8 protein-coding genes are annotated in these 8,574 nt (G+C 63.6%); 4 read left to right on the plus strand and 4 right to left on the minus strand.

The window, feature by feature from the left end; translation table 11 throughout:
• The 4 genes from K8W16_RS06470 to K8W16_RS06485 all read left to right on the plus strand — a co-directional run.
• A partial coding sequence (locus K8W16_RS06470; RefSeq protein ID WP_304122243.1) for an NAD-dependent epimerase/dehydratase family protein occupies positions 1-445 on the plus strand: 445 nt, incomplete at its 5' end.
• 39 nt (positions 446-484) lie between these two features.
• Entirely contained in the window at positions 485-1,231 is a 747-nt protein-coding gene (locus K8W16_RS06475) for a glycosyltransferase (RefSeq protein WP_304122244.1), read from the plus strand.
• Positions 1,232-1,366: 135 nt separating this feature from the next.
• Positions 1,367-2,020 (plus strand): lipid-A-disaccharide synthase N-terminal domain-containing protein, encoded by a 654-nt coding sequence (locus K8W16_RS06480; RefSeq protein WP_304122246.1) that lies wholly within the window; start codon positions 1,367-1,369, stop codon positions 2,018-2,020.
• Between the two features lie 21 nt (positions 2,021-2,041).
• A complete protein-coding gene (locus tag K8W16_RS06485; RefSeq protein ID WP_304122248.1) occupies positions 2,042-3,574 on the plus strand; it encodes a glycosyltransferase family 39 protein in 1,533 nt (510 codons plus the stop codon).
• Between the two features lie 590 nt (positions 3,575-4,164).
• On the opposite strand, the gene K8W16_RS06490 is transcribed toward K8W16_RS06485, so the two are convergent.
• The 4 genes from K8W16_RS06490 to K8W16_RS06505 are packed head-to-tail and all read right to left on the minus strand — an operon-like array spanning position 4,165 to position 8,435.
• Positions 4,165-5,343 carry a phosphoglycerate kinase gene (locus K8W16_RS06490; RefSeq protein ID WP_304122250.1) on the minus strand — a complete coding sequence of 393 codons (1,179 nt, stop codon included), beginning with the start codon at positions 5,341-5,343 and terminating at the stop codon, positions 4,165-4,167.
• A gap of 17 nt (positions 5,344-5,360) precedes the next feature.
• Positions 5,361-7,355: a transketolase gene (tkt, locus tag K8W16_RS06495; protein WP_304122252.1), complete on the minus strand. Its 1,995-nt coding sequence runs from the start codon at positions 7,353-7,355 to the stop codon at positions 5,361-5,363.
• A gap of 34 nt (positions 7,356-7,389) precedes the next feature.
• Positions 7,390-8,046, minus strand: coding sequence for a ribulose-phosphate 3-epimerase (gene rpe, locus K8W16_RS06500; protein WP_304122254.1), 657 nt, complete (start codon positions 8,044-8,046; stop codon positions 7,390-7,392).
• Positions 8,043-8,435, minus strand: coding sequence for a MerR family transcriptional regulator (locus K8W16_RS06505; RefSeq protein ID WP_304122256.1), 393 nt, complete (start codon positions 8,433-8,435; stop codon positions 8,043-8,045). The genes rpe and K8W16_RS06505 overlap by 4 nt, the downstream gene beginning before the upstream one ends.
• Between the last annotated feature and the right edge of the window lie 139 nt (positions 8,436-8,574).

An 8,574-nucleotide genomic window follows, 5' to 3' on the forward strand; every position in this document is an offset into this window, starting at 1 on the left:
CTTCTTCACCGTGTACGGCCCCTGGGGCAGGCCGGACATGGCGCCCTCGCTCTTTGCAAGGGCCATCCTTGCCGGAAAGCCCATCAACGTGTTCAACAACGGCAACCTCTCGCGCGACTTCACCTATATCGACGACATTGTGGAAGCCGTACTGCGCCTCATGGGCCACGCGCCCGAAGGCGACGTGCCCACCGATATCTGCAACGTGGGCTGCGGGCGGCCCATGCAGCTCATGGACTTCATCCGCACTCTGGAAGAGGCGCTGGGGAAAAAGGCCTCGCTGCACATGCTGCCCATGCAGAAAGGCGACGTGTACCAGACCTTTGCCGACACGACGAAGCTCCGCAACCTCACCGGTTTCCGCCCCTCCACCCCCCTTGCGGAAGGCATACGGCGCTTTGCCGCGTGGTACGATTCTCCGCTCAACCCGCTCAGAGAAAACTAGGGCGGCAAACGCGCATCTCCCCGCGCCGGAGGAAAAAACATGACACAGAGCCATTGCCCATCTTCCTATGAAGTGACTATCCTTGTCCCCGTGTACAATGAGGAAGACAACATGCGCGCCCTCTCCGCGCGCCTCGCCGCCTATCTGCCCCGCGCGAAGAAACGCTCCTGCGTGCTCTTCATCAACGACGGCTCCACCGACACAAGCGGAGCGCTCATCCGCAAGGCCTGCGCGGAGCACGAAGGCTTCTTCTTCCTCGAATTCACCCGCAACTGCGGCCTGAGCGCGGCCATAAAGGCGGGCATGGACGCCGCCCGCTCCCCGTACGTCGCCTACATCGACGCCGACCTTCAGACCGCGCCCGAAGAGCTCGACCTGCTCACGCCCTATCTTGACGAGTACGCCCTCGTCACCGGCGTGCGCGCAAAGAGGAAGGACTCGGCCTTCAAGAAGTTCCAGTCCCGCGTGGCCAACGGCTTCCGCCGCATGATGGTGAAGGACGGCGCGCGCGACACCGGCTGCCCGCTCAAAGTCATGCACACGGACATGGCCCGCCGCCTGCCCTTCTTCAAGGGCATGCACCGCTTTTTCGCCGCCCTCGTGCAGATGGAAGGCGGAAAGGTGAAGCAGGTGGACGTGTCGCACTTCCCGAGGGTCGCGGGCGTGTCCAAATTCCACCTGTGGAACAGGCTCATCGCGCCCCTCATGGACTGTTTCGCCGTGCGCTGGATGCAGAAAAGGCATATCGACTATGAGGTGAAGGAAAAAAGCCTCGGGGACGAATAGCACCGGGCGGCGCTTCTTCCCGCGCCCATGCCCGCCCTGCCGCATGGACGCGCCCCCCTCCCGGCAGGCCCCGCGCGGCCCGCAGGCCCCGGCAAAGCCCCGGGCATCCCCGGGGCGCGCACGCAAGGACACTCCATGAAAGACTATCTCTTCGTCACCGGCGTGGGCCTTCTCGCCCAGGGATTCTTTTCCCTGCGCATGCTCCACCAGTGGATAAAAACCGAAAAGGCGAAGAAAATCATATCGCCCTCGCTGTTCTGGGTGTTCAGCATCTGCGGCTCCTGCCTGCTCATGCTCTACGGCTGGCTCAGGGAGGATTTCGCCATACTTCTCGGGCAGTTCCTTTCCTACTACATCTATATCTGGAACCTCCGGACCAACGGGATATGGCAGAAGGCGGCCTGGTGGCTGCGCCTTCTTGTCGCGCTCATCCCGCCTGCCGCCGCCCTGAGCCTCATGGCGGGCGGCGCGGATATCGGCCGCACGCTCTTTAAAAATCCCGATATCCCCCTGCCGCTGCTTGTCTTCGGCTGCGCGGCCCAGGCGCTCTTCACCCTGCGCTTCGTGTACCAGTGGTGGTACAGCCGCTCCCGCCATGTTTCCGTGCTGCCCATGGGCTTCTGGGCCATAAGCCTCACAGGCTCCGTGCTCATCTGCCTCTACGGCCTCATACGGCTCGATATCGTGCTCATCCTCGGCCAGGCCCTCGGGCTTGCCGCCTATGCACGCAACATCGTCATAGGCCTGCGCAGCGCGCGCCTTCCCTCCGGCCCCGAACATCATTCCTGAAGCGTCAGGCAAAGGCACTCCATGAAACAGCGCACCATCATCTACCTCTTTTCCCTGCTTCTTCTTCTGCCGCTCGTGTATGTGTTCGGCACCGGCATCATGGAGGCCCGCAACCTCATTTCCGCCCAGTCCATGGCTCTCGATCACGACTGGCTCATCCCCCACCTCTACACGGAAATACGCCTGAACAAGCCGCCCCTGCCCGTGTGGCTCACCGTGCCCGTGTTCCTCCTCAACCCCGAGCCTTCCCTGTTCGCCCTGCACCTGCCCGTCATACTCACGACAGGGCTTCTCGGCGTGTTCTGCTTCGATCTGTACCGCGCGCTCTTTTACGATGAGAAAACCGCCCTCTACGCGGGCCTCGTCGTCTCCTCCATGCTGCTCACGTTGAAGCTCGGCACCACCAACTCCTGGGACATATACTCCGTGGTCTTCATGACGGGCGCGCTCGTCGGCCTTGTGAAGCCCGGGCGCGGCCGGCTTGTCGCAGGCACGCTTTTCCTGGCGGCCTCGGTGCTCAGCAAGGGCCCGGTGCAGCTCTACACCATGCTTCTGCCCTTCCTCGCCGCGCTCCTTCTCTGCCGCCGCCCCGTGCCGTGGAAGCGCCTCGCCGCCATACTCTTCGGCGGCACGCTGCTCGGCTCGCTCTGGTACGCCTATGCGTACTTCGCCGTGCCCCATGTGGCCGCCGGCGTGGCCCGGGGCGAAGTAAGCGCATGGAGCACCATGCACACGGCCTCCTTCTTCTTCTACCTCTCCTTCCCGGGCTTTGCAGGCGCGTGGGCCCTTGCCTGCCTTGCGGGCATATTCGACCGGTGGCTGAACAGGGAAAAAGAATACAGGGCGGAAATGACGTTCCTGCTCGCCTGGTTCCTGCTCTCGCTGCTTCTGCTTTCCCTGGTGCCGGAAAAAAAGGAGCGCTACCTCATGCCCGCCATGGTGCCGCTGGCGCTGCTCTCTGCGCAGGTGCTGCGGCACTGGGTGAGCGGCCTTGAGAAAGGCCTCCTCTCCCGCACGGAAAGGGGCATGGTCGCCCTGCACCTTTCCCTCGGCACGCCGGCCGCCGCGGGGATCTGCCTCTTCGTGGCCTGGAACCACAGCGAATACGCGCTCTCCTGTATTGCCTTCGCCCTGCTCTGCCTCGGGCTCGGCGCGTTCGGGCTCAAATACAGAACGTACCTCGTGCCCGTCTCCTGCCTCATGGTGCTTCTTGTGTGCCTCGCCGCCTTCCGCATGGGCTCCACCCGGCCCGTGGTGCAGAAAACGCCCCCCACCTGCTCCCTGGAGGAACTGCGCGCCCTGCCCCGGCTGGAGGGGCTTCCCTGCTATTCCTTCGACAATTTCAGCCCTACGGAAGAATGGGAAACAGGCCGGGACACCACGCGCATCGCCTCCCTAGGCGACGTGCCCGAAAAGCGCTTCCTCCTGCTCGACACCGACACCACGCCGCCCGCCGTGCTCATGGGCGACTCCCCCCTGCGCGTGGTGGAACGCTTCCTTGTGCAGACCAGCCGCAACGACTACATCACCCTCTTCATCGTGGAAAAGAAATAATCTTCCCTGCGCGGGGAGGACGGAAGCCCCGGGGAAACGGCGGGAAAAACGGCCTTCCCCGCACGCCGCACACGGAATCCCTTTTCCTGCGAGTATCGCCGCCGGAAGGCCCCCTTTCCGCCATGCCCCGGGCTCCCCGCGAAAACCTTTGCCAAACAGCCCCGCTTCGAGCCTTCGGCCGTGCCGCAGCCCAAAGCGGGCTTTCCTCTGCCGAAAGCCCTCCCCTGCTCCCCGCCCCGGACACGTTTTCAGGGCTCCCCCCTGCTTTCTCCCGGAACACCGTGCCCGCGCCGCAGAAGGGCCTCCAAGGCTCTCGAGTCCCCGCCTCCCCGGAACCGGGGAACGGCAGACTGTCCGGCCGGGCCTGTCCCTCCCCCTCTTTCCGGCCGGGGCGCAAAAAAAGCCGCCCGGAGGCGGCTTTTTCTTTAGAGCAATTTCAGTTTGAAATGCTGTGCATTTCAAACCATACGGCCTGTCGTTTCGCGGAAAAAACGCGGTTTTTCCGCAAACGAAGGGCCGGGCGGCGCTGTGCTGCCGCCTTCGCGTTTCACTTTTTCAAAGTTGAAACGCTCTGGATCAGGCAGAGATGCCTACTTGAAAGCCACGTCGGCAAGGGCGGCCACGGCGGGCAGGGTCTTGCCTTCCAGCACTTCGAGGAAAGCGCCGCCGCCGGTGGAGAGGTAGCCCATCTTCGCGGCCACGCCGAAGGATTCCACAGCGGCCACGGTATCGCCGCCGCACACCAGGGTGTAGGCGTCGCAGTCGGCCAGGATATCGGCCAGGGCGCGGCTGCCCTTGTCGAAGGGTACCGTTTCAAAAGCGCCCACGGGGCCGTTCCACACGATGGTGCGGGCGTCGGCCAGAAGGCGCGCGTATTCCCTGGCGGTCTCTTCGCCGATATCGAAGGCGCAGTCTTCGGCGCCAAGCTCGGACACCTTCTTGGTCACGGCTTCGGAAGCGCGTTCAAAGCTGGGGGCCACCACCACGTCGGTGGGCAGGGGCAGGATGACGTTGCGCTCCTTCGCCATTTCAATGAGGCGCTTCGCTTCGGGGATGAGGTCCTTTTCCACAAGGGAGGAGCCCATGTTGAAGCCCGCGGCTTCCAGGAAGGTGTTGGCAATGCCGCCGCCCACGATGAGGCCGTCCACATGCTTGAGCAGGTTTTCCAGCACGGTGAGCTTGGTGGATACCTTGGAGCCGCCGATAATGGCGTAGAGCGGGCGTTCGGGGTTGTCGAGCAGCTTCGTGGCGGCTTCCATTTCCGCGAACATGAGCGGGCCGGCCACGGCCACGGGGGCCTTGCGCAGCGCGCCTTCGGTGGAGGCCTGGGCGCGATGGGCCGCGCCGAAGGCATCCATGACGTAGATATCGCCCATGGCGGCGTACTTGGCGGCGAGTTCCTCGTTGTTCTTCTTCTCGCCCTTGAAGAAGCGCACGTTCTCGCACAGCACCACTTCGCCGGGCTTACATTCCACGCCGTTCAGCGGGTCGGCGCAGAAGGCCACGTCCATGCCGAGGAGCTTGCCCATGTGGGCGGCCACGGGGCGCAGGGAATACTTTTCCTCAAACTCGCCTTCCGTGGGGCGGCCGAGGTGGGCGAGCAGGATGACGCCCGCGCCCGCGTCCAGGGCCTTCTTAATGGTGGGCAGCACCGCGCGGATGCGCTTGTCGCTGGTAATGACGCCGTCGTGGATGGGCACGTTCACATCCACGCGCATGACAACGCGCTTGCCCTTCATATCCACATCGTTCATGGTCAGTGCTTTCATCTTGAGATCTCCTTTCCTTACAGCAGGGCAAGGCCCTGCTCTGCGATGTTTTCCACAGTGAAGCCAAAATGGGGGAACAGTTTGCCCGCAGGCGCGGAAGCGCCGAATGTTCCCATACCGACGACACGGCCGTCAAGCCCCGCATACTTCCACCACCACGCGGCGCTCTGGGCCTCCACGGCCACGCGGGCGCGCACGGCGGAGGGAAGCACGGATTCACGGTAGGCGGCGTCCTGCCTGTCGAACACCTCGCAGCAGGGCATGGACACCACGCGCACACGGCGGCCCTTCGCTTCAAGAGCCTCGGCGGCCTGAACGGCGAGCTGCACTTCGGAACCTGTGGCAATATAGATAAGTTCCGGCTGCCCCTCGCAGTCCTTCAAAACATAGCCCCCGCGCCGTATGCCTTCCTCACGGGAGAGGCCGCCCTTCTGCTGCGGCAGGCCCTGGCGGCTCATGATGAGGCACACGGGGCCTTCCTTATACTCCACGGCCTCGGTCCAGGCCACTGCGGCTTCCAGGCTGTCGCACGGACGCCAGACCTGCACGCCCGGCATCATGCGCAGCGCGCCTATCTGCTCCACGGGCTGATGGGTGGGCCCGTCTTCGCCTACGCCGATGGAATCGTGGGTAAGCACCCAGATCACGCGGCGCTTCATGATAGCCGCGGAACGGATCACGCTTTTCGCATAATCGGAAAACACGAAGAACGTGCCCGCGTAGGGGATGAAGCCGCCGTGCAGCTCCATGCCGTTCATCACCGCGCCCATGGCGAATTCGCGCACGCCGTAGTGTATGTAGTTGCCTGAATAGTCGTCCACGTCGAGAGTCTTCGCGCCCTTGAACTCCGTGCCCACGGAACCGCTGAGGTCGGCGGAGCCGCCCACAAGTTCCGGCAGGGCCGGGGCGATGATATTGAGCACGTTCTTGCCCGAGACACGGGTGGCGACGGCCTTCTCTTCCGCCGCGGCGGCCTCCACGGCGGCGCGGGCTGCGGCGGGCCAGGCTTCGGGAAGGTCGCCCTTTATGCGGCGGCGAAATTCGGCGGCAAGTTCAGGATGGGCCTTCTCATAGGCGGCAAACATCTCTTCCCAGGCCTTCTGCGCTGCCGCGCCCTTTTCGCGGGCGTCCCACGCGGAGCGTATCTCTTCCGGCACGCTGAAGGGCTCCGAGATCCAGCCCATGGCCGCGCGCGCGGCTGCGGCTTCCTCCGGCCCCAGGGGCGCGCCGTGGCAGGCGGCCGTGCCCGCCTTGGTGGGGGCAAAGCGGCCGATGGTGGTCTTACAGCAGATGAGGGAAGGCTTGTCAGTCACGGCCATGGCCTCGCGTATGGCCAGATCCACGGCCTCGCCGTCATGCCCGTCCACACCGCGCACCACATGCCAGCCCATGGCCTCGAAGCGGGTGGGCGTATCGTCGGTGAACCAGCCCTTCACATTGCCGTCAATGGAAATGTCGTTGTCGTCGTAAAGGGCAATGAGGCGGCCGAGCTTCCAGGTGCCGGCCAGTGAGCAGGCTTCCTGCGACACGCCTTCCATGAGGCAGCCGTCGCCGAGGAAAACCCAGGTGTAATGATCCACCACGGGGAAGCCTTCCCGGTTGAATTCATGGGCCAGCATGCGCTCGGCAAGGGCCATGCCCACGGCCGTAGCTATGCCCTGGCCGAGGGGGCCGGTCGTCACTTCCACGCCGGGGGTGACGCCCCGCTCCGGGTGGCCCGGGGTTTTCGTGCCAAGCTGACGGAAAGAGCGGATATCGTCCATGGAAAGGTCGTAGCCTGTGAGGTGCAGCAGAGAATAAAGCAGCATGGAGGCGTGGCCGTTGGACAGGATGAAACGGTCGCGGTCGGGCCACGCGGGGTCGGCAGGATTATGCTTCAGAAAGCCGCGCCACAAAGATTCCGCCATATCGGCCATGCCCATGGGGGCTCCGGGATGGCCGGATTTGGCTTTTTCTATGGCGTCGATGGAAAGGGCGCGGACGGCGTTGGCAAGTTCTGCGCGAGTAGGCATAAAAGCTGTCTCCTTGGGTAGTACGGAAAATTTTTCAGCAGCCGGCGGCGGCCATGAACGCGGCAAGGCGTTCACTGAAGGGAGGGTGGCCGAAAAAGGCAGAACCGGAAACCAGCACGTCCGCCCCGGCCCCGGTCAGGGCCTTCGTGTTGTCGAGGTTCACGCCGCCGTCAACCTGTACAAGGCAGTCGGCCCTGCCGGCCGCATTGAGTTTTGCCCGCAGTTCCGCCACCTTGCGGAACGTAGCGGGCAGAAATTTCTGCCCCCCGAAACCGGGGTTCACGCTCATGACAAGCACCATGTCGACCTCGTCCAGCACATAGTCCAGCGCGCAGAGAGGCGTGGAGGGATTGAGCGCCGCACCCGCTTTCATCCCCAGGCGGCGTATTTCCGCAAGCGTCCGCTGGAGGTGAAGGGTGGATTCGGCATGGACTACGAGCATGTCCGCTCCCGCTGCCTTGAAATCGGCAAGATAGCGTTCCGGCTGCTCTATCATGAGGTGCACGTCAAAAAAAAGACCCGACGCCGAGCGCAGGCCTTTGACGACATGCTGACCGAACGTCATGTTGGGCACAAAATGCCCGTCCATCACGTCCCAGTGTACCCACTTCACTCCGGCCTGTTCCAGTTCCCGCAAAGTCTGCGCCAAATTTCCGCAGTCGGCGGAGAGAAGCGAGGGCGAAAGTATCATGAACGGTTCTCCTTGGACGGTTTGGAGGTGAGAAGCGCGCGTATCTCCTGAAGGGAACGCACGATATCCCGCAGAAGGGCATCGTCGGCCCCGGCAAGAGAGGAAGGCCCGGCAGAAAGAACCTCGGCAAAGGAGGGCATGGCCTGGCCGGAAAGGACGCGGCGCGCGCCTTCAATGGTCATGCCCTGCTCGTGGAGCAGAGAACGTATCCTGCGCAGAAGCTCCATATCGCTTTCCGTATACAAGCGCTGGCCCTTGGGCGTGCGCACGGGCCTGAGGGCGGGGAATTCCCCCTCCCAGAAGCGGAGCACGCTGGTCTGAAGGTTGAGCGCACGGGCGGCCTCCCCGATGCGATACAACCTTCCCCCCTGCGGCTTCTTCCTGTGCATGTCCCTTTCCTTGGTCTGCGATCTGAAAAAATGGCACTGCAAATACTTCTGATCGATCACGGCTGCTCCACACATAGAAGAGAAACGGCTTGCGGACCGACATCTGCGTCCAGCACGATAGTCTACCTTTCCTGAAAAA

This window comes from Mailhella massiliensis (assembly GCF_020741395.1).
Classification (GTDB): Bacteria; Desulfobacterota; Desulfovibrionia; order Desulfovibrionales; family Desulfovibrionaceae; genus Mailhella; species Mailhella massiliensis_A.

Coding starts and splice junctions, on each gene's coding strand:
- K8W16_RS06505 (WP_304122256.1), bottom strand. CDS start 8,435: ATGCACAGGAAGAAGCCGCAGGGGGGAAGGTTGTATCGCATCGGGGAG.
- K8W16_RS06485 (WP_304122248.1), top strand. CDS start 2,042: ATGAAACAGCGCACCATCATCTACCTCTTTTCCCTGCTTCTTCTTCTG.
- K8W16_RS06490 (WP_304122250.1), bottom strand. CDS start 5,343: ATGAAAGCACTGACCATGAACGATGTGGATATGAAGGGCAAGCGCGTT.
- K8W16_RS06480 (WP_304122246.1), top strand. CDS start 1,367: ATGAAAGACTATCTCTTCGTCACCGGCGTGGGCCTTCTCGCCCAGGGA.
- rpe (WP_304122254.1), bottom strand. CDS start 8,046: ATGATACTTTCGCCCTCGCTTCTCTCCGCCGACTGCGGAAATTTGGCG.
- tkt (WP_304122252.1), bottom strand. CDS start 7,355: ATGCCTACTCGCGCAGAACTTGCCAACGCCGTCCGCGCCCTTTCCATC.
- K8W16_RS06475 (WP_304122244.1), top strand. CDS start 485: ATGACACAGAGCCATTGCCCATCTTCCTATGAAGTGACTATCCTTGTC.